Origin of the sequence: Stenotrophomonas sp. TWI273, from assembly GCF_039674765.1 — a bacterium.
Lineage (GTDB): Bacteria > Pseudomonadota > Gammaproteobacteria > Xanthomonadales > Xanthomonadaceae > Stenotrophomonas.
Window position 1 is genome coordinate 70,538 of sequence record NZ_JBDJOA010000004.1, and the last position, 20,177, is coordinate 90,714.

Below are 20,177 nucleotides of genomic sequence, written 5' to 3' on the forward strand. Positions count from 1 at the left end.
CCTCGCGCGCTGCGCCCGGCCCGGCGCCCGTGTGGGCGCTGTGGCCCCTCCCGTACACCGTTGCATCGCCGCTGCGGCGGCCCGCCCCCTAGGATTCCCGATGACCGCATCTCCGTACTGGATCGCCCACAAGGGCCAGCCCCTGCAGGGCAGCCTGATCATTCCCGGTGACAAGTCCGTCTCGCACCGCTCGGTGATGTTTGCCGCGCTGGCCGATGGCGTGTCGCGCATCGATGGCTTCCTGGAGGGCGAAGACACCCGCGCCACCGCCGCGATCTTTTCGCAGATGGGCGTGCGCATCGACACCCCGTCGCCCTCGCAGCGCATCGTGCACGGCGTCGGCGTGGATGGCCTGAAGGCACCGGGCGCCCCGCTGGACTGCGGCAACGCCGGCACCGGCATGCGTCTGCTGGCCGGGCTGCTGGCTGCACAGCCGTTTGACTCGGTGATGGTCGGCGACGAATCGCTGTCGCGCCGCCCGATGCGCCGCGTGACCGGTCCGCTGGCCGAGATGGGTGCGAAGATCGATACCGAGGCCGATGGCACCCCGCCACTGCGGGTGCATGGTGGCCAAACGCTGCACGGCATTGCATTCGCCTCGCCGGTGGCCAGCGCGCAGGTCAAATCCGCCGTGCTGCTGGCCGGTCTGTATGCCGATGGCGAAACGTCTGTCACCGAGCCGCACCCGACCCGCGATTACAGCGAACGCATGCTGCGTGCATTCGGTGTGGATATCGAGTTTTCGCCGGGCAAGGCACGCCTGCGTGGCGGCCAGCGGCTGCGCCCGACCGATATCGTGGTGCCGGCCGATTTCTCCTCGGCGGCGTTCTTCCTGGTGGCGGCGAGCGTGATCCCAGGCTCCGAGCTGCGCCTGCGTGCGGTGGGCCTCAACCCGCGCCGTACCGGGCTGCTCGCGGCGCTGCGCCTGATGGGCGCGGACATCACCGAAGAAAACCATGCCGAGCAGGGTGGGGAAGCGGTGGCTGATCTGGTGGTGCGGCATGCGCCGCTGCACGGCGCCGAGATTCCCGAAGCGCTGGTGCCGGACATGATCGACGAGTTCCCGGCCTTGTTCGTCGCGGCGGCGGCGGCACAGGGCAACACCGTGGTGCGCGGTGCGGCCGAATTGCGGGTCAAGGAATCGGATCGTCTGGCCGCAATGGCGACGGGCCTGCGCACGCTGGGCGTGCAGGTCGATGAAACCGATGATGGCGCCACGATCCACGGTGGCGCCGTGCTTGGCAGCGGCACCATCGAGAGCCACGGCGACCACCGCATCGCGATGGCCTTCGCGATTGCCGGCCAGCTCAGCAGCGGCGAAGTGCGGGTCAATGACATCGCCAACGTGGCGACGTCCTTCCCGGATTTCGATGGCCTGGCGACCGGTGCGGGTTTCGGGCTTCGCGCCGGCTGAGGTAGCGCCGGGTTCTGCCGGGCTGCTGCTTCCAGATGTCAGGTATGCGTGGTTGCCGGGCAGCGCCCGGCACTACCTTGACCTCGCGCGGACGCAGTGCTTCGCACAACAAAAAAGGGAGGCCATTGGCCTCCCTTTTCGTTTCCGCCGCAGTGCATCCGCTTAGCGCTCCGTACGGAAGTCCACCGGAACGCGCACCACGCTCGCCACTGCGCGGCCGTTATTCATCGCCGGCTCGAACTTCCAGTCGCGCACGGTGGTCAGCACCGCACGATCCAGATCGCGATCACGCGTACCGCTGCGCTGCACGATGTTGGCGTCGGTCACCTGGCCACGGGTATCCACGTTGAGGCTGGCCACCACGCTGCCCTGCACGCCGCTGCGCAGCGCCGTACGCGGGTAGACCGGCTTGGCATTGCTCGCCAGCGGGCGGGCCTCACGGTTGCGTACGGCCGGCGTCGCCTTGCGCTGCTCGGCGGCCGGTGCGGCCTGGCGCGCAGCGGGTGCCGGCGTGGTCGCCACCGGTGCGGTCTCGGTAGCGGGCAACATGCGCTGGCCCACCGGCGCCTCGTTGGTATCGCCCGGGGTGGCATAACGCAGCCACACCAGCGCAGCGGCGAACATCGCGACGATCAACGCCACCCACAACCAGGGTGACGTACGGCGATGGGCGGGCTCATCGATCACGTCGCGCTGATGCTGCGGCGAGCGGGGCATGTCCGGGGCATGGGTAACACTCATGGCTGACTCCTGGTGTCGATGTGACACCCGCAGTCTTGCCCGGACACGGTTGCGGATGTGTCAGCGCACCGTCAACGCGACGACTGCATTCCCATCGAGGTTCAGTTTGCTGAGCCGTTGCACAATCGCCGCACGTGGCGGCGATGAATCACCGCGGCGTGAAGTCGAACGGCACTTCCAGGCTGCCAGGCACTGGCACACCGTTGTTCTGCGCCGGCTGGAAACGCCAGCGACGCACCGCATCGGACGCTGCGCGGTCAAGGTCGCGTGAACCGCTGCGCTGGATCAACGTCACGGCCGATGGATAGCCGGTGGCATCCACATCCACGCGCACCACCACCGTTCCACTGTCACCGCGGCGCAAGGCGGCCGGCGGGTAACTCGGCGGCGGCGACTGGTCAGCAATCGGCTGCGGGCGGTCGCTCGGCGCCATGGCCGTGGGCGCGGCGGGTGCGGCGGGCGCAGCCGGGGCGGCCGGCGGTGGCGGCGGGGCCGTCTCCACCAGCTGCGGCTTTTCCTCGTTGACCGGCGGGGCCTTGGCGTCGGGCATGTCGCTGGAGCCGGCGGCAGCGGCCAACGGCTCGGGCAGCGGCACCACCTCGGCCACCTGGGCGGGGGTCTGCGCGGCCGGGTCGGCTTTGTAGAAGTCGTTGTTGCGGCTGCTCAGCCATACCACCAGGAACAGCAGCAGGCCCACGCCGAAGGCGATCGCGGCGATCACGAGGCTGCGGCGGGGCAGGTGGAAGGTGATGTTCTTGCCAGAAGTCGAGCGGGGAGCAGACATGGGGCATACCGTATGGATCACCGCGATTCTGCCACGCCCGGGATGAACCGGCGGCAGAAAAACGCATAACAGGCGATAATCCCCCTCCGAATCCGTAGACCCCTCTGCCGCCATGCTCGATCCAGCCCTGCTCCGCCAACAGCCCGCCGACCTTGCCGAACGCCTGCGCACCTCGCGCGGTTTCGAGCTGGATGTCTCCGGGCTGGAGTCGCTGGAAGCCGATCGCAAGCGCATCCAGGTGCGCACGCAGGAGCTGCAGAGCCTGCGCAACAGTCGTTCCAAGGCCATCGGCCAGGCCAAGGCCAAGGGCGAGGACGTCTCGGCGATCATGGCCGAGGTGGCCGCGTTCGCCGATGAGCTGAAGGCCTCGGAAGTGGCCCTGGATGCGCTGCGCGAGAAAATCGAAGCGATCGCGCTGGGCATTCCGAACCTGCCCGCCGAGGATGTGCCGGCCGGCAAGGATGAATCGGACAATGTCGAACAGAAGCGCTGGGGCACCCCGCGCGCGTTCGATTTCCCGGTGCTGGACCACGTCGAGCTCGGCGCCCGCAACCGCTGGCTGGATGGCGAGACCGCGGCCAAGCTGTCCGGCTCGCGCTTCACCGTGCTGCGTGGCCCGATCGCGCGCCTGCACCGCGCGCTGGCGCAGTTCATGCTCGATCTGCACACCGGCGAGCACGGCTATGAAGAAACCAACGTGCCCGCCCTGGTCAATGCCGAGTCGCTGCGCGGTACCAGCCAGCTGCCGAAGTTCGAGGACGACCTGTTCAAGACCGCCGTGGGCGAATCCACGCGCTACCTGATCCCGACCTCGGAAGTGCCGCTGACCAACATCGTGCGCGACGAGATCATCGACGCCGAGCAGCTGCCGCTGCGCATGACCGCCCATTCGCTGTGCTTCCGTGCCGAAGCCGGCAGTGGCGGCCGCGACGTGCGCGGCATGATCCGCCAGCACCAGTTCGAGAAGGTGGAGCTGGTCGCCGCGTGCACCCCGGCGCAGAGCGATGAAGAGCACCAGCGCATGACCCGCTGTGCGGAAGTCGTGCTGGAAAAGCTCGGCCTGCCGTACCGCAAGGTGCTGCTGTGCACCGGCGACATGGGCTTCTCGGCCATCAAGACCTATGACCTGGAAGTGTGGCTGCCCTCGCAGGACACCTACCGCGAAATTTCCTCGTGCTCGAACTGCGGTGATTTCCAGGCGCGCCGCATGCAGGCCCGCTGGCGCAACCCGGAAACCAGCAAGCCCGAGCTGCTGCACACGCTCAACGGTTCGGGCGTGGCGGTTGGCCGCGCGATGATCGCGGTGATGGAGAACTACCAGAACGCCGACGGCAGCATCACCGTGCCGGACGTGCTCAAGCCCTACATGGGCGGCGTGGACGTCATCGGCTGATCCAGCGCCGTGACGCATGAAAAAACCCGCCGAACGGCGGGTTTTTTGTTGGCGCCCGGTAGAGCCACCCCATGGGTGGCTGCCGTTCCGGTCATGCATCACCTGCAGCCACCCATGGGGTGGCTCTACCCGTCCGTCATCGGTGCCAACACGCCCAACGGCACCCAACCAGACGTATCACCGCCCACCACCTCGCACCACAGCCAGCCATTGAGCACGCGCTCCCCCCGCACGTGTTGGCCCACGTCCACGTCCAGCTCGCGCGCGCAGTACGCCTCGGCTGCCACGGCGTCGCCCTGGGTGTTCCTGCCGATCACCTGTGCGGGCACCCAGCCGGCTTCCTGCCCGGGCGTCTGGCACAGATACCAGTTGTCCCAGCCTTCGGGCCCCTGATAGCGCTCGCCGACCTGCAGCGCGTCGCCGGGCTGCAGGGTGATCGGGTGGGGGAACTCACTGCGGTGGGTCTGGACGACGCGGTAATCCATGCGGAATCAGCTGTGTGCAAAGGGCCCCCAGCTTAGCGGCCATTCCCGCGACGCTGCAGCGTTGATTGCGTCATCGGTGCGGCTTCCAGAAAGGAAGAGAGGCAGGTCAGAAAGCGCCTTGATGAAATGTAGGAGAAGTTGACGGCCGAGTGGGCGGCACGCGGCGTGGAGGGCCGCAGAGACGGCAGGCACGGGGCTTCGCGGATTTGAGCATCCGGTGGGCGGCCCGCACGGCGCTCACGTGGCGGTGTGATCGACGCCCATTTCCTGCGGCACACAGCGAACAGGCTGGGCACTGACCTCTACTTCCACAGGACGCCCGGTGAATACAGCGGCTGCACCCCTCCCATCCTCAAATCCCGCCGGCATCGCTGCATGGCTGATGCTGGGCATCGCCTGGCTATGCTTCCTGATCCCGTTTCCGGGGCTCGGGATGTTCCTCGGCTGGCCGCTCAATCTGGTCGCCTTCATCCTGGCCGTCGTGGCGATGGGCAAGGGTGGCGCCGGCAAAGGCATCGCCCAGCTCCTGCTGTCCCTTGTCGCCTCCCCGGTGGTCTACCTCGTGGGCGTCGTGGTATTCGCCGGCGCCGTCAGCGCGATCAGTCAGCCGGCCCCCGATGCCCAAACCCACGCGGACAAGGGTAGCCAGCAGGACACCGCGGTCGCGCCCGTCGCGCCTGTCGAAATCACGGCGCGCCAGCTCTCTCGGGACTACGAGGCCAATGAGGTCGCCGCCGACGTCCTCTACAAAGGCAAGCGACTGCTGATCTCAGGTGAAGTTGCCAGCATCCAGACAGATCTGATGGATAAGCCGCAGGTGCAGCTGAAGGCCGGAAGCGTCAACCAGGTGATGATCTCCGGCCTCTCCAGGGAAGAGGCCGGCGCGCTCGGCAAAGGCGACACTGTGCTCGCGGCCTGCACGGGCAACGGCATGATCCTGGGATCACCGGTGACACGCGACTGCGAACTCCAGTAGGGCGGGGCCGCGTTCAAAAAAAAGATGGCCCCGGGAGGGGCCATCTCTGCCACACCCACACCGTCACGACGAGGAGGAGGGAACGGTGTGGGTCCCGCGTGGATCAGGCTGCGGCGAGTTCTTCCGGCTGCGGCAGCGCGGCCAGGGCCTGGGCAATCGCGTCGGTGCGGTGCTGCGGCGAGTAGGCGATGCCCTCGGCCCGCACGAATTCGACGTTGTCGATGCCGAAGAAGGCGAAGACCTGGCGCAGGTACGGATCCTGGAAGTCGGTCGGGGCGCCGGTGTGCAGGCCGCCGCGGCTGCTGGCCACGATCACGCGCTTGCCGCCGGCCAGGCCCACCGGGCCGTTCTCGGTGTACTTGAAGGTGCGCCCGGCCACGGCCAGGCGGTCAATCCACGCCTTGAGGGTGGAGGCGACGCTGAAGTTGTACATTGGGGAGCCGATGACAACCACGTCGGCCGCCAGGAACTGCTCCAGCACCTGCTCGGCATCGGCTACCTCGGCCGGGTCGGACTGGGCCAGGGACGAGCTGCGCAGGTGCGCAACGGGCTGGGCGTCGAGGTCGCGGTAGCTCACCTCCAGGCCCGGGACCTGGTCGCGCCACTGCTGGACCACGGCGGCGGAGAGCTGGCGGGAGACCGAGTTTTCGCCAAGCACGCTGGCGTCGATGTGAAGAAGCTTCATGGCAATCACCTGATTCTGGGGGAGGGGCGGTAGATGCCGCCGACGGAGATCAGGTTAGGTTGTTGCCTGTTTGGAATAAAGGTGGTTGAATACCACGTATTGTTCTATATCTGGAACTTCGGTATGCAAGACCTCAACGACCTCTACTACTTCGCCATGGTGGTGGATCATGGTGGTTTCGCCGCAGCAGAACGCGCGCTCGGCATCCCCAAATCCCGCCTGAGCCGCCGTATCAGCCAGCTGGAAACCGATCTGGGCGTCCGCCTGCTGCAGCGCTCCACGCGCCGCTTCGCGGTGACCGACGTCGGTACCAGCGTGCATCGCCACGCGCAGACCATGCTCGCCGAGGCCCAGGCCGCGCGTGAGGTGGTCGACCGCCTCAGCGCCGAGCCACGTGGCCTCGTCCGCGCCAGCGTGCCAGTCTCGCTCGCGCAGATGCAGCTGCCCAAGCTGCTGCCGATCTTCCTGGCGCAGTATCCCAAGGTGCGGCTGCAGTTGAACATCAGCAACCGCCGCGTGGACATCATCAACGAAGGCTACGACGTCGCCCTGCGCGTGCGCTCGCGCCTGGATGACGATGGCAGCCTGGTGATGCGCAGCTTCGGCCAGGTGCAGGAACTGCTGGTGGCCAGTCCCAAGTACCTCGATCGCGCCGGCCGCCCGAAGGATCCGGACGAGCTGACCAACCACGTCACCCTGAGCATCAGCGAAGACGAAGCTCGGCAGCGCTGGGAACTGCACGGTCCGGAAGGCGCGGTCCGCCGCGTGGACCTGCAGCCGCGCGTGGCCGGTTTCGATTTCCCGCTGCTGCAGAGCATGGTCAAGGACGGCTTCGGCATCACCATGCTGCCGGAAACCGTCTGTGCCGACGCCGTGCGCAACGGCGAACTGGAAGTAGTGCTGCCGGACTGGTCGCTGCCGCAGGGCATCTGCCACGCCGTCTTCGCCTCCCGCCGCGGTCTGCTGCCGGCGGTGCGCGTGTTCATCGACTTCCTGGCCGAACACCTGCCGCCGCAGCTGGAGGCCTCGCGCCTGCATTGTGATGGCGCGTGTGAGCGGGCCAAGGAGAAGATCAAGGCCAGTGCCTTGGGTGCGCTGGCGGTGGATGCGGGCTGAGCCCGACCGCTGGCGGGTGGGCAAATCCCACCTGAAATGCGAGAATGCGACCCCCGGCCAGTGCCGGGGAGCCATGCCGGACGGGGCGCTGCCCCGACCGGTTGCCTGGGTTGCAATGACCTGGGCACGCGGGGCGCGGAAGCGCTGCCGATACGGAGAGATGGCCGAGCGGTTTAAGGCACCGGTCTTGAAAACCGGCGAAGGGTCATTCCTTCCGTGGGTTCGAATCCCACTCTCTCCGCCAGACATATTAACTAAGTTCCTGTATTTTATGGGCTTTTTTAATTTCCCGCCTCGCTGGTGTGCCATCTGGTATGCCACGGCAGGTTGGCTTGCTTTGGATGCTAAAGGACGGCCACGGATATCTAGTCTGAGTAAGGAAGGTCCTGTGCCGACACCTGGGCAGCCCTCCTAATTTGGGGTGTGCTGGAGCATGGCCGCTTGTCTGCAGTGACCCGGACCTCTTTGAGTTTGTGTCGACTGCTGTGTTTCCCTTATCGGGTCGCTTTCCATCCCTGTAGAGTGCCGGCGGTACTCTCTACAGCTCGGTGGGCTACCAAGGATGCAGATGTCGAAGATCGAGGCGATGACAAGGGGCTAGAGTCTGGTGCTTGCTAGACCCGCCGAACCGATAGAGGTGGTTGGCGTGATTCCAAGGGGCCAGGCGCCATCCTTGGTCGATCGCTCTTCGGCAGGTGTCGTTGCCGAACGCATATTGCTTAGAGAGGACTACTTGTCCTTCGCAGAGCCACAGCCAGCCGCCTGCGGTCCTTCGAGGCTGACGGGCACGGTGGCAGAGTCCAACGGCCCTGACGCTATGAGGGAGCTAGATGTTCCATTCAACACGCTGCCCAATTGGCTGACGGTGCCAAGTCTGGCCAGCCTCGGCGTTCGCCCCGGCGCCGGCTGTAAACGAGCTGGGGAGTGAAATGAGCCGGCTTCACAAGGATTGAACAAGATTTCAAACACATACTACCCCCTCGAAGCTGGTAGGAACTGGCTTCGGGCATGACGCTGCCGCAGTAGCCTATTTTCAGGAGCGGAGAAGGATGAGGAGCAGGGTAGAGTTGGTCCACTGCATTATGGCGGTGGCCACCGCTGTTCTGGCGGGGATCATTAAGAGCACGGCTAGCGCGGTTTGCGGCAGATGTTCCTGCATGGTCGAGCCGTTCGACTGATTTCTGATCAACTTGGTACCTCGCATAAGGCCCGGGCATTGCTCGGGCCTTATGCGTTTGTCCCGCCAATAAACGAGGAGCACGAGATGCATTTAGTTGAAACGATGGCGTACGCAGGCGAGAGGCCGTGGCATGGCTTGGGGAGCCGGCTTGCACCGCAGCAGCCCATTGATGCCTGGAAGTGCCAAGCCGGCATGGACTGGAAGATCGAGGAGGCGGAAGTGCGCTATGTCGTTGGCAACGATGCCACTAGCGCTATCCATTCGTACCCTGAGCAGAAGGTGCTGTACCGCTCCGACACCCGCAAGCCGCTGTCGGTGGTCTCCAAGCGCTTCCAAGTGGTGCAGCCGGGCCAAATCCTGGAGTTTTACAGGGATCTGACTGCCAACGCCGGGTTCGAGCTTGAGAGCGCCGGGGTGCTGCGCGAGGGCCGCAAGTTCTGGGCGCTGGCCCGCACCGGCCAGAGCACGACGCTGAAGGGCCGCGACAAGGTGGATGGCTACCTGCTGCTGGCCACGGCCTGTGACGGCACACTGGCGACCACGGCGCAGTTCACCTCGGTCCGGGTGGTCTGCAACAACACCCTGTCCATCGCGCTGGGCAATGCTAGCGGGGCCATCAAGGTGCCACACCGTAGCCACTTCGACCCGGATGCGGTGAAGCGTCAGCTGGGCATAACCGTCTCGTCGTGGGACGGTTTCGTGGCCCGGGTGAAGGCGTTGGTGGAACGTCCAGTGGATCCGGACTCGGCGGATGGGCTGCTGCGTAGGGTGCTGACCTACAGTCGGCTGGACGGAAAGGCTACGGTGGTAAACGAACAGGCGATGGCCAGCGTACGCTCGCTTTACGAGGGCGGCGGTCGTGGCGCTCTGATGGCCTCCAGCCGCGGTACGGCCTGGGGCCTGCTTAACAGCGTGACCGAGTTCATCGACCACCATCGCCGCGCGCGCACGGAAGACCATCGTCGGGAAGCGGCTTGGTTCGGACCGGGGGCCCAGATCAAACAGCGGGCTTGGGACGAAGTGATGAAGCTGGTGGCCTGATGCAGGCCCGGTCACGCTCTCATGCAACTACTGGTACCCGGGCGGCTCCTTGCATTGGGGCTGTCCGGGCACGTGAGGCCCGGACCATCGGCCGGGCGCTACGGATCCTCAAGCAGAGAGTCCGTGGACCGGGACCATTCTTGAGCGAGGTGCCCACTTGCGGTGCGTTCTTCCGACTGCGGTTAGGCAGCGAGGAGCGGGAGCATTTCGAATCCGCCTTCTTTAACACCCGGAACCAGCTCATCGCAGTGGAGCGACTGTTCTCCGGCAGGGTGAATGGGGCGGAAGTTCATCCATGCGTCGTGGTTCGACGGGCTCTAGCGTTGAACGCTTCGGCCGTCTTGCTGGCCCACAACCATCCCAGTGGCAACACCGAATCCTCTGCAGCGGACCGTGCGCTCACGGTGCGACCGAAGGGGGCTTTGACTAGGATATCCGGTTGTTCGACCATTTCGTGGTCAGCGCCGCCGAATCGGTATCGATGGCGGATAGCGGATGGGTTTAACTGGTCGAAACGATGGATGAGCATAGCGCCCGGCCCACACGGGCCAGGCAGATCGCCGTGGATGCATCGCACCGTACGTGCGGATCAGTCTCCGTCGGCCTGCGCTCTTAGTCCTTTGGCTTGTCGCCCCTGCGCCAATTGCAGCAGCTCCACCACCTTAGCAAGCAGGGCAGGGTCCTCGACCAGTGCGGGGATCAGCGAGGCCAAGGCATCCCGCTGGGTGTCGTCGGCGTGGGCCAAAGCAAGGATCGCATCGGCCATCGCCGCATCGTCGGCCAATAGGTAGGCCGCGGGCACGTCCAACAGCTGCGCCAGCAGGCCCAGGTTGTCGAAGCCGATCGCGGTGACTTGGTGCTCGTAGCGGTTGATCCGCGAGGAGCCCTTTTCCTTACCCAAGCCCATGCGATCCCCTAGCGCGCGCTGACTCAGACCACGCAGTTGCCGCGCCTGGAGGAGGCGGGCGGCGAACAAGGCGCGTGGCGAGGAATCGGGCACAGGGCAACCGAAAGGCGGGGGTGGCCCGAATCATGACGAAACCTCTATTGGTGTGGCAGACTCTATTTGCCAGATAGAGGACACGTACATCAACTGCCGATGTCTCGCTTGGGCGGCGCATCGATATCAGCGAAACCTGCGAACAAAAAGGAGATTCATGAAAGGCATCAGTCGATGGACTGCCCTAGGGGGGGCGTTGTTTCTATCTGCATGCAGCAAGCCAGTTCTGGATTGGCGCAACGCCGACCTGAGCAATGGGACGATCTACGAAGCTGGCTCTAACGACCCGTTCGATGGCTTGGTGACGAATGTGCCCCACGGCAAATTGGAGCCACAACTTGGGGCACTCACAACAGTGCTAGGCAACCTCAATACGTTTCAGCCGGCAAGCATGTCGACACTACTGAGTGGTATGCAGTATCTGTGCGACGTCGACGTCAACGAAGGGCTTCTCGCGGACCACTTTGTGTGCCGATACCGTGATTCACAGGCCGTGGCCTACGAGGGGCAGCTCAGTGGTGGGGGACTCGAAGGGGAGACTGTTTTCCACAATGCAGCTGGTGCCAAGGTGGTTGTCCTGCCGATGGCGAAGGGCAAGGTGAGTGGTCGGGTCAGGATCTACTTCGTGGAGAACCCAGAGCAACTTTCCCTCGAGGCGGATGTCGTAGACAACGTCTTCAATGGCGAGCTAATTGGCTACCATCTGAACGGGCAGGTCAGGTCGAAGGGGCAGTACGCCAACAGCATTCCGATCGGCGTCTGGGAGGGCCGTCGGAAGGAAGACGGCACGCTCTCCGAGCGCATCACGTACGAAGGTGGAAAGGTTGTTTCGCACTCCTTCTACGAACCGGATGGCACGAAGTACATGAGTGAACAGCAGATGTGGGACCTCCACCGTTCCATCGCCTCAAGCGATGACTTCGTGCTGATGCCGGAGCAGGGCGCACTGCTCTCTGCGGCTGAAGCACGTTATGGCGCAGTCCGCCTGCTTTCGCCTTCACAGCGGGAGGCTAAAAGGCAGGCAGAGGAGGCCCAGAGGCGTGCCGACAAGATCGCCAGGGGCCTTGATCCGGATTGCTTTGTGTGTGACGGATCGGGCAAGCCACAACAGTAGCGGAGCCAATTCCTCCCAGCCATATTGAGACATTGAAAAGGAGAAAGCATGAAGAGGTTGAACGTCACGGGGTTGCTTCTGGTGGTTGGACTGGCCCTAGCAGGCTGCAAGCAAGAGCCGACACTGACGCAGGCTGGGGAAATCAATCTTGCCGGGTGTCATGTGCCGGCAGGCATCACGCAGGAGGAGGCCGAGAAGGTAGAGTGCGGAACGCCGGAAGTCACCGACTCTCCCGAAGCATTTGCGAATTTGGTCAGGTCGGAACCTATGTCTGAATCGGCGGCGGTCAGTGCTTCCGCGTTGGCATTTGATGCGGCTACTCGGATGGCCGCAACATCGGATGCCGAAGTGATCAATACTGCTATCTCTGCACGAGCCGCGCAGGATGGGGGAAGCGAGTACGCCGACGCGCGCAAATCGCTTAAGGGTGATCTAGACGGCGATGGTGCAGCGGATGTGGCGGTCCTGTATTCGTTGGAAGGCGCTGGCGGTGGTAATGACTCGGTAGGCTATCTAGCCGCCTTCGTGCGTACGGGCGGGCAGTTGAAGCTGGCTGATACCGCCACGCTTTCCGGTAGCGCCCAGAGCCTCACACTGAAGGACAGCACGGCGCATCTCAAGCTGCTTTCGTTGGGTCCGGACGATTCGGCGTGCTGCCCATCAATAGAGGACGACGTCGTGTATGTCCTCCATGGGAACAAGTGGCTGCAGGTGCAAGCGCAGCCCTGACCCGTTCTGGCGTCTGATGCCAGGGCCGCCTCGTGCGGCCCTTTTCCATGGGAGTGACTGATGCGCGCATCCGCGGACAAGCGGGATCGGAAAGGCGGGCCGTCCACTTGTAGATAAGAGCCACGATCACACACGCGGCGGATCGCTGACGGTGGCCTGCAATGAACTGGTCAACAGGAAGATCGGGGAGGGCGCTTAGGCGTCCTCCCCATGCGGCTGGAACCTTTTTTCTCTTCCGGACGAGTTTCCAGCCTCGCGGCGCCATTGCGGGAATGCCGGTCATTCGGGGAGGATAGGGGGGCGATATCCAATCGATCTTGCAATGAGGTGCTTTGGTGAAAAAAGCAAGCAGGGAAGGCCGCATGCGGCAATTTAGAGGCGAAGTCCGGAATGAGTGGCATGCAATTCTGCCAGTCGGGGAGGATCCAATTTCCTACTTGCTGAAAAAGGACATCCCTCTCTATCTCGAGGTGGACCAGATGCGTCACTTGGTGCACCGGACTTCCAAAGTGGAATTCCCCCCAATGGACGAGGGCCAGAAAAAGCTATTAGAGGAAATCTCATGGGAATCGGCGTCGTCCGAAGACTTGGACGCAATTCAACTGCAAGCCAGTAAATTGACGGACGGCATCGCCTTTCTGCGACTGGACACGGCATCGATCGAAAAATTGGGGCATGCCGACGTTTGCACGTCGCCAAATTTTATGGGCTGGGGTTTGGCTCCGGCGCGGACGTATCGCGTGACCGGGCAGGATCTCAGAGGTCGACCAGTCAGGAAAGAGGAGAAAATAGAGGCCGTCCGCGATCTGGTGAAGGTTGAGCTTGAGTGCGCGGCCATCGTGGACAAAGAGGAGTGGGAAAAGGCTAATCGTCGCGGCGAGCCTGGTATACGTGCCGATGATCATAGATTCCGTGCCAGTGTTACTGTTCACGTATCGGAACTATTTCTGGATGTGTTAGACATCGAGAAATTGAAGCAGGAGAAAATGGATCTCCTAGGTCTCGTGGCGTATCCGTTTGAGCATCAAGAGCGTGCGCCAGGCATCTACTGGATGTTCCAGGCGGCATACAGGCTCAACGGGGTACAGGCGATCGTTGGTGGTGATACGGGGGTTAGGCCCTGGCTGAAGCAACATGCGGCCAAGGCCTTCAGGTACAGGGCCGACCGAACAGCAGAGAAGTTCGTGTGGATGACAGTTGGCCGGGATCAGGGTGGTGGCAAGCGTGGCGAATTCAAGATTGGACAGATAGACGAGCTGCACGGCGATGGCGCATCTTTAAGGTACAAGTTCGACTTCACGAGCGACGGTCTTGCCCTGATCCTGGCGATTGCCGATTTTTGGTTTGAACTCAAAGATCGGGAACCGAGCGTATCGAGAGTTGTTTTAGCAGAGAAGCTCATGGCGCACCGCTTCGATGGAACGGAAGTCGGTGACTTGGTGTATCTGATTGACGGGGAGCGCCTCGACAAGGATGACGTTTCAGGGCTAGAGGAAAGCGCAAGGAAGCGTGGGGTAAAATTGCGTGCTGTACGTGAGAAATTTGGTTCTTCTCCCATCTGAGGGGAGAAGGCGCACGGCCGACCAGCTAGATTTGTAGCTGTCGAGAAAACAAACCGAGGCCGGCCGTGGCCAAGCTGGATTGTATGCCGTTACTGGGAAGCTGGGCGGGGTATCGCCTGGATGGATGGCGCCGCGAGGCACGTGGCGGAGCCACGTGGCTGGTGCTTTCGCTGTTGCCTGATTCACGCCGCCGCCGACGCTGCAGTGGCTGCGGCAAGTGGGTCGTGGCCATCCACGACCAGACGCTCCGGCGCATCCGTGACTTGCCCGTGTTCGACGAGCCGGTGGAGTTGGAAGTCCAGCGGCAGCGGCTGGCCTGCCCTCGCTGTGGGCCGAAACTGGAGCACTTGGATTGGCTGGAGCGGCATGCCCAGGTAACGCAACGGCTTGCGCAGAGCGTGGCACGCATGTGCGCCACCACCTCCATCCATGCCACCGCAAAGTGTCATGGTCTAGACTGGAAGACGGTCAAGGCGCTTGAATTCAGGCATCTGATGCAGACGCTGGGCCCGGTGGACCTATCGGACGTACGCGTGATCGCGATGGACGAGTTTGCGATCCAGAAGGGGCATCGCTACGCCACCGTGGTCGTCGAGCCATCGCGCAAGCGCGTACTCTGGGTCGGCCGAGGACGCAGCCGCGCTGACATCCGTCCCTTCTTTGAGCTACTCGGCAGGGTCGGTTGCGAACGCATCCAAGCCGTAGCAATGGACATGAATTCGGCCTTTGATGTGGAGGTCAAAGCCCAGTGCCCCAATGCTGAAGTGGTCTACGACCTCTTCCACGTGGTGGCCAAGTACGGGCGCGAAGTCATTGATCGGGTGCGGGTGGACGAGGCCAATCGCCTACGCACCGACAAGCCCGCGCGACGGGTGGTGAAGACCTCGCGCTGGCTGCTGCTGCGCAATCGGCAAAACGTCCCGGCCGAGCAGCGCGTCCAACTCGAGGAGCTGCTGGCCGCCAACAAAGCCCTGCTGACCACCTATCTGCTCAAAGATGACCTGAAGCATCTGTGGCGCTACCGAAGCCAGAGCTGGGCGGAGAAGGCCTGGCGGTCATGGAAGCATCGCGCCCTGCGAAGCGGGCTGGAGCCACTGCGCATCTTTGTCCGCCGTCTGCAGCCTTATCTCCCGGGCATTCTGGCCCACTGCCGATGGCCGCTCGGGACGAACCTGGTGGAAGGCATCAACAACAAGATCAAGGTCATCAAGCGCGTCGCCTACGGATACCGAGACGACGCGTACTTCTTCCTGAAGATCCGGGCGGCCTTCCCCGGAGTTGGGTGAAGAACCAGAAATTTGGGATAAAAGAGCTGGAGTAGGCTCCTTTTCCTGTTTCGTGTGTGCTGCTGGGCGTGGCTATTCCGAGAGGCGATCATCCGTGATGGGTGCCCTGTCCCAGGCGCCGTACCGCGGCTTCTTTTCGTCTTGCCTGCGCTTGTGTGCAAGCACATATGGCGTTGGGTCGAAGCCTGGCGGATATGGGCTGCGGGGTCCGTCCAGCGAGTGGTGAAGCAGAGACAGATAGTCTTGGCGCTTGCGCTTGGGACCACGCTTTTTGCGAGTACCGCACGGAGTCGGTGTGCGCCAGAAGTTCTTGATCGTGTCGTTGCTGGTCTTCAAAACACAGTCTTGCTTCGTTAGGTAGCAAAGAGCGTAGCGCAGGCCCACAAGCGCTTCGATGCTCTGGAAGTCTTGCAGCCCAAGTCCATTGAACGGCCAAGAGCGACGGTCCTTGTAGCTGTTGTGGGCGCTGCCGCGATCATGGCCGATGCGCCGCAGCCACATTTCGCAAAGGGCATCGGAGATGTAGTCGACGCTGCGGCTGGTAAGGCCCTGAAGATCGCCGTTCAACACCACGAGAAGGTGGAAATGCGTACCGCGGGAGATGCCGTTCTCGCGTTTGATGATGAAGCCCAAGTAGCCGGGGAGCAGGTTGCGCTGGCAGGCGCTGCTACGCAACGAGCGGAGGAAGCCTGTTACTGCCTTGTCTGCGTCCTCGGAGTGGCTGAAGTCCTTCCAAGCGGTACGGAGAGTAAGGTCGATGCGTAGGAAGCAGAGACGGGTGTGCTTGCCGGCAAAGTGATATATGAAGTGACGCGCGCTCTTAAAGTTGTCCTCCTCCTTGCGCGTGTAGGCCCTCACGGCATTAATGTACTTCCAAGATCGGTTCACGCGGTGCACGAAGCGCACCAGATGGCGCGTCAAGGTGCCGAGCTCAAGGTCATGACTGATGCCACTGCTGTTGACATGGCACAGGGCAGTCCGCGTGGCGTAGCGCTTCATTGAACGGAGCAAAACCGTGATAGCGGGATGGAAGACATGGTTCGCCCAAGCGGCGTTCCAGTGAGGATTGTCGGCATGGACCTGGCAGCACTTAAGAATGCGCATGCCCAGGGACTTGAGCTTGACCGCGGGCAACGGCGGGCCCCCCGTGCGGAACGGGGCTCGGATGTCTAAGCAGGGAACACCATCGCCATCGGCAAGGGCGGCATGAAGTTTCAGCAGGCTTTTGCAATGTGCCTTGAAGCGGTGGTCGTCCAAGCCGCCGACCCACTGGTCTCGGTCGGGAAGATGATATTTGACATGCGTGTCAAGGATGTCCTGATAGCGGCTTTCGCGCTCGATCAGGTCAGCGATCGAGCGCTCAAGGATGGTGGGAGTATTCGCCGCATTGCTGTGGCGTTGGACTTGAGAATGCATGTTCTGTTCTTCCTGTTGCCCGAACGGCGTTGCCTGCAAGGGGGAACAAAGGTTGATGGGAGAAATTGCCTCTGTTCATTCATCCGACCTAAATGAAGGGAGGATGTAACAAGTGGCTTGTTTATCAGTTGAGAAAAACGTGCAAACGAGTAGGTAAGAGCGAAACAATTAGCTAATAAATACCGGGTTTGCTTGAAGTACGAAGGGCGCTGCATGTATGGGGTCGCGAGACCCGTAATCGGTCAAAGTGGCACAACCGATGTAACCGGGACGAGTGTCGACTTAGCGGGCAGACGGACGCTCAGCCACCCACTGGAACACTACGTTCGCGCTCCAAGCCACGGCACGTTTGCCGATCTTCTTCGGCTCAGGAAACTCGCCGTCCGCGATGGCTTTGTAGAGCGAGCTCTTCTTCTTACCCGTGATCTCGCACACCTGGTTGAGGCGCAGCATGGTGTCGGGAGAGTAGGTGCGGGAACCGTCGGTCGGGTAGCTGTGCAGCGCCCAGTTGTTGGCGGGAATGCTTGACATCTTTTAGGTGCTCCGTGGGAAGGACCGCTATAGAACACGAAAGATTCAATGCAGGCGACGATTCCGCGGAATGTTCCGAACATTCCGGAAAGGCTCTTGGGCGTTTCGCGCCCCGTGCAACCGTGGGCACCTAGCAGGGCCTCGTCGGACCAGTCGCGGCGCCGCGAGAGGGGTGACGGCTGGTTATAACTTAAATGGTGGTTACCGAGGGCTCCAGCGAACGGGCTGGCGGCCTTCCGCGGCGACGACAGGCGATGTCGTTGCCGGACGGAAGGCTCGCCAGGCTCTTGATGCTCAGTCCGGTGCGCATTTCGGCCCGCATCTTTCCGGTCAATAGTTGACGCCACTTTGCGTCATCGCGATGGGCTGACGACGGGTGTTGCGCAGCCTACGGGGTTAACTCGACAAGTCCACCGACGTCCGCATGGTCAGGGGACCCGCACACTGCAGCTAACGGAATGTTCGGAGCATTCCGCGGAATGTTGGCTTGTCGTTTCGAAGAAGGGTTGAATTCGCGCATTCTTCAATGCGAAGCCTTTATGTCATCGAACAACACGCTGGATCCGGAGCTGCTCGCCGAATTGGTAAATGACATTGATTGCCTCGGCCTCGAGATTCTGTACCTGCGTGCGGCCAAGCCGGCCATCCTTGAGGCTGTTAGGGTCCGCAACGTGTCTTTGGACGCGATATGTGCGTCTGTGAACCAGCGACTGAAAGTCCTGCGGCTGACGGTCGAGCCTCGCCACGTCCAAGCGATCCTGGATGAGCTGGAGAAGGCGGCTAAGGCGCCGGACACCGTCTTTGCCGCCTCGTTCCAAGGCCGAGCGCCGCCGAGGAGTGTGCTGCCGTAAGCCGCTCACGCTACTCGCTAACCGCCACGCTGCATGCGCGTTGCGCCTGCTTGCCATGAATAGAGGTATTCCATGCTCGACCCGTTTCCTCACTTGTCCAGGGTATGCCCGATCAATGCCCTTCCTGATCTGCTTTACAGTGCTGCCTGCGAAGTCCGCCGCCTGGAGGACGACGTCCCGGCCGAGTGCCTCCTGATGGATGCCATCGCCGCTTGTGTGGTTCCCGTGCAACGCCTGTATGACGTCGTGGGCCTGGACTATAGGCATATGCCGACGACAATCTTTATGCTGACGCTCGCACCTAGTGGGCGCGGCAAGGGGACCTCGTACCGTGAGTTCTTCAAACCCTTGATCGAGCACAATCGGCAGGCTGGGTTGGTTGCCCGGAAGATCCGCGCGAGTAAGCGTTCGGTTGAGAAAGCGGGCTCGCTCGTAGATGGCCGGGAACTCCAGGAACCAGACGGTCGAATGTTGACAATGATTAGCTACCGCGCACTGCTGGAGTGCCTGGATGGCCGGGCGCGTTCAGTCTGCGTCAACGACGAGGATGGCGGAAGCTTCTTGGAGAGCGATCTGTTTGTCAGGATGGGCGGAAGCCTCACTAAGCTCCACAGCGGTTTCGACTTGGATCACGTCGTTAAGGGCGTGGATCTTGCAGCCATTGATGGCCGTTGTTCGCTCGGGGTTCGCCTGCAGGGTGAGGTGTTCTATCCGGTGATGAAACGCACAAATAATAAGAGCTTTCATCAAGGGATTTGGGGTCGAGCCATCGTGGCTTGCCATGACCCCAAGCGGTTTGGAGCCTGCGATATCAGCATGCCGCCAAGCTGGCCGGGGGGCGGACTGAATAAGTTCCACCACCGCTTGCAGGATCTGATGGACGAGGCCGACAAGAAGCAGGCGACGGGCGAGTTGATCAGGGACAAGATTGTCCTCGGAGATGAGGCAAGGGCCTTCATGGCCGAGTTGAAGTTTCGCCTCAAGGGATGGCGTGAAACCTGCTACGACGAGCAGATTGAGCCGGCCGTTAATCGAGCGTGGGAGAACACGCTGAGAATAGCGGCGGTGTTCCAGGTCGTATGCGGAGAGGGCCCGGAGATCAGCCTGGAGCTGGTCCAGCGCGCCTGGGCGATCGTGCAGTGGTCGTTGACCCAGCACCAGATGATCTTCGTCGAGGCGGCCAGGCGGGAGTCCACGTCATCGCGGAAAGAAGGTGCCTTCAGCAAGCCGTGGCCCACCCGCATTAAGGTTCCCAAGCCCCCTAAATTGCCGCGCCCAATCCAGGACGCCCGGTGGGTCTTGGAGTGCTTCGCGACGGTGCGCGGGACGCTGGAGCACGCGTTGCTCGTCGACGTGATCAGGTTGGCCGGGCTGCGCGGCCCGCGGCTGGAGACCGCTCTGGCATGGTTGAAGGTCAACCAAGTCGTAGAGATTGTTGGGAAGCGTGAAAGCCCCCTGATGCGGATCCCTTCTGTCGAGTGACATTCCACTCAGTGCCCCGGGCGTGCTCGGCGCATCCAGGTCCTTGCCCGCGCCCGAGGTGGTCAGGATTGAGGGTCGTTGCTGGCGCCGGTAGCTGCGCAGGAAAAAGCTCGGGTACACGACCCAGATCAACGCTGTCACGCAGGTCATGGCTGCGGCTATCAGGGGCGCGAAATGAAGCAGGTTCTGGACCAAGGTGAGATTGATTCCGTCGGGCTGACGCATGCAGGCGCGCTATCGCGCATGATCGTCCTTGTACTGCTTATGTTGCGTGAAGTGAGCTCCCAACGCGCTGCGCGCATCGCGCCCCTGGGCGGGCCGACCAGCACCGGAAGCTGCCCTCGACGGCGGATTCCGACACCCGGTTGCTGCGCGTCGGCGTTGTATACGA

Annotated in this window: 18 protein-coding genes, 1 tRNA gene and 1 pseudogene; 13 read left to right on the plus strand and 7 right to left on the minus strand. The window is 62.7% G+C overall.

The features are described 5' to 3' along the window. Positions 1–100: 100 nt before the first annotated feature. The gene (gene aroA / locus ABE571_RS06740) at positions 101–1,414 is read left to right on the plus strand and encodes a 3-phosphoshikimate 1-carboxyvinyltransferase (RefSeq protein ID WP_346493416.1); all 1,314 of its coding nucleotides are present in this window, start codon (positions 101–103) and stop codon (positions 1,412–1,414) included. Positions 1,415–1,576: 162 nt separating this feature from the next. Here aroA and ABE571_RS06745 read toward each other — a convergent pair whose 3' ends face one another. Then, positions 1,577–2,155, minus strand: coding sequence for an energy transducer TonB (locus ABE571_RS06745; RefSeq protein WP_313212491.1), 579 nt, complete (start codon positions 2,153–2,155; stop codon positions 1,577–1,579). Positions 2,156–2,303: 148 nt separating this feature from the next. Further along, positions 2,304–2,939, minus strand: coding sequence for an energy transducer TonB (locus tag ABE571_RS06750; protein WP_313212492.1), 636 nt, complete (start codon positions 2,937–2,939; stop codon positions 2,304–2,306). Positions 2,940–3,051: 112 nt separating this feature from the next. Here ABE571_RS06750 and serS point away from each other — a divergent pair, with 112 nt between their 5' ends. After that, positions 3,052–4,332: a serine--tRNA ligase gene (serS, locus tag ABE571_RS06755; protein WP_313212493.1), complete on the plus strand. Its 1,281-nt coding sequence runs from the start codon at positions 3,052–3,054 to the stop codon at positions 4,330–4,332. Positions 4,333–4,457: 125 nt separating this feature from the next. Here serS and ABE571_RS06760 read toward each other — a convergent pair whose 3' ends face one another. Continuing rightward, positions 4,458–4,817 (minus strand): SH3 domain-containing protein, encoded by a 360-nt coding sequence (locus ABE571_RS06760; protein ID WP_346493417.1) that lies wholly within the window; start codon positions 4,815–4,817, stop codon positions 4,458–4,460. 382 nt (positions 4,818–5,199) lie between these two features. On the opposite strand from ABE571_RS06760, the gene ABE571_RS06765 reads away from it, so the two are divergent. Beyond that, entirely contained in the window at positions 5,200–5,793 is a 594-nt protein-coding gene (locus ABE571_RS06765) for a hypothetical protein (protein ID WP_346493418.1), read from the plus strand. Between the two features lie 103 nt (positions 5,794–5,896). On the opposite strand, the gene ABE571_RS06770 is transcribed toward ABE571_RS06765, so the two are convergent. Continuing rightward, positions 5,897–6,478, minus strand: a complete 582-nt coding sequence (locus ABE571_RS06770) for an NAD(P)H-dependent oxidoreductase (protein ID WP_313218742.1) — start codon at positions 6,476–6,478, stop codon at positions 5,897–5,899. Between the two features lie 123 nt (positions 6,479–6,601). Between ABE571_RS06770 and ABE571_RS06775 the strand changes: the two genes are divergently transcribed. The 4 genes and pseudogenes from ABE571_RS06775 to ABE571_RS06790 form a co-directional block, all read left to right on the plus strand. Then, positions 6,602–7,594, plus strand: coding sequence for a LysR substrate-binding domain-containing protein (locus tag ABE571_RS06775; RefSeq protein WP_346493419.1), 993 nt, complete (start codon positions 6,602–6,604; stop codon positions 7,592–7,594). 154 nt (positions 7,595–7,748) lie between these two features. Beyond that, positions 7,749–7,838, plus strand: a tRNA-Ser gene (locus ABE571_RS06780). A 1,020-nt stretch (positions 7,839–8,858) separates the two neighbouring features. Beyond that, on the plus strand, positions 8,859–9,815 hold the full coding sequence (locus tag ABE571_RS06785; RefSeq protein WP_346477697.1) for a DUF932 domain-containing protein: 957 nt from the start codon (positions 8,859–8,861) through the stop codon (positions 9,813–9,815). After that, a pseudogene (locus tag ABE571_RS06790) lies at positions 9,815–10,180 on the plus strand (JAB domain-containing protein); the annotation flags it as partial. The gene ABE571_RS06785 and the pseudogene ABE571_RS06790, both read left to right, overlap by 1 nt. A 224-nt stretch (positions 10,181–10,404) precedes the next feature. Here the strand turns inward: ABE571_RS06790 and ABE571_RS06795 are convergent. Further along, positions 10,405–10,791 (minus strand): helix-turn-helix transcriptional regulator, encoded by a 387-nt coding sequence (locus tag ABE571_RS06795; protein ID WP_346477696.1) that lies wholly within the window; start codon positions 10,789–10,791, stop codon positions 10,405–10,407. A 181-nt stretch (positions 10,792–10,972) separates the two neighbouring features. On the opposite strand from ABE571_RS06795, the gene ABE571_RS06800 reads away from it, so the two are divergent. The 4 genes from ABE571_RS06800 (at position 10,973) to ABE571_RS06815 (ending at position 15,506) form a co-directional block, all read left to right on the plus strand. Next, positions 10,973–11,929 carry a hypothetical protein gene (locus ABE571_RS06800; protein WP_346493420.1) on the plus strand — a complete coding sequence of 319 codons (957 nt, stop codon included), beginning with the start codon at positions 10,973–10,975 and terminating at the stop codon, positions 11,927–11,929. Positions 11,930–11,977: 48 nt separating this feature from the next. Next, positions 11,978–12,658: a hypothetical protein gene (locus ABE571_RS06805; RefSeq protein WP_346477632.1), complete on the plus strand. Its 681-nt coding sequence runs from the start codon at positions 11,978–11,980 to the stop codon at positions 12,656–12,658. 335 nt (positions 12,659–12,993) lie between these two features. Continuing rightward, positions 12,994–14,220 carry a hypothetical protein gene (locus tag ABE571_RS06810; RefSeq protein ID WP_346477631.1) on the plus strand — a complete coding sequence of 409 codons (1,227 nt, stop codon included), beginning with the start codon at positions 12,994–12,996 and terminating at the stop codon, positions 14,218–14,220. A gap of 65 nt (positions 14,221–14,285) precedes the next feature. Beyond that, the gene (locus ABE571_RS06815) at positions 14,286–15,506 is read left to right on the plus strand and encodes an ISL3 family transposase (RefSeq protein ID WP_346493421.1); all 1,221 of its coding nucleotides are present in this window, start codon (positions 14,286–14,288) and stop codon (positions 15,504–15,506) included. Positions 15,507–15,578: 72 nt separating this feature from the next. Here ABE571_RS06815 and ABE571_RS06820 read toward each other — a convergent pair whose 3' ends face one another. Together ABE571_RS06820 and ABE571_RS06825 are read right to left on the minus strand one after the other, a co-directional pair. Then, positions 15,579–16,922 carry a hypothetical protein gene (locus tag ABE571_RS06820; protein WP_346477629.1) on the minus strand — a complete coding sequence of 448 codons (1,344 nt, stop codon included), beginning with the start codon at positions 16,920–16,922 and terminating at the stop codon, positions 15,579–15,581. Between the two features lie 282 nt (positions 16,923–17,204). Continuing rightward, complete coding sequence (locus tag ABE571_RS06825; protein ID WP_346477628.1) at positions 17,205–17,453, minus strand: AlpA family phage regulatory protein; 249 nt, start codon at positions 17,451–17,453, stop codon at positions 17,205–17,207. A 458-nt stretch (positions 17,454–17,911) separates the two neighbouring features. Between ABE571_RS06825 and ABE571_RS06830 the strand changes: the two genes are divergently transcribed. After that, positions 17,912–18,304: a hypothetical protein gene (locus ABE571_RS06830; protein ID WP_346493422.1), complete on the plus strand. Its 393-nt coding sequence runs from the start codon at positions 17,912–17,914 to the stop codon at positions 18,302–18,304. A gap of 72 nt (positions 18,305–18,376) precedes the next feature. Then, positions 18,377–19,786, plus strand: coding sequence for a DUF3987 domain-containing protein (locus tag ABE571_RS06835; RefSeq protein WP_346477626.1), 1,410 nt, complete (start codon positions 18,377–18,379; stop codon positions 19,784–19,786). Positions 19,787–20,177: the final 391 nt, after the last annotated feature.